This window comes from Fructilactobacillus sp. X2R6C1 (assembly GCF_059901295.1).
The window spans coordinates 1-268 of the sequence record NZ_JBWXUZ010000033.1; the positions used below are offsets into that span (position 1 = coordinate 1).

At 52.6% G+C, this 268-nt stretch carries 1 protein-coding gene; it reads right to left on the reverse strand.

Annotation, left to right across the window (positions count from 1 at the left end; genetic code table 11):
* Positions 1 to 200, reverse strand: a 200-nt coding sequence (locus tag AC6UDF_RS07235; protein WP_500724202.1) for a hypothetical protein, incomplete at its 3' end; no start/stop codon positions are given.
* Positions 201 to 268: the final 68 nt, after the last annotated feature.

Here is a 268-nt window from a genome sequence, read left to right on the forward strand (position 1 = left end):
GCGTTGATACGGTTTAACTGATCCGCTGTGCAGTCACGATACTTAAACTTTTCGGTAATGTCCCGGTAGGCACGCATTGCGTTTGCCTTGCGTTCGTACTCTTCTGTGTCTGCTAGCGCTTCCGGTGTTGCGCGTTCAATGCACGTGCTACCAAACCCAACTGCGTTGCCGTTTAGCTTGCGGTACTTGTTTGCGCCCACTAGCACGTGCTGCTTATGCACCGCTGTGATTGTGTCCACACGCTGTACCGCGTTGAACGATCCACTAT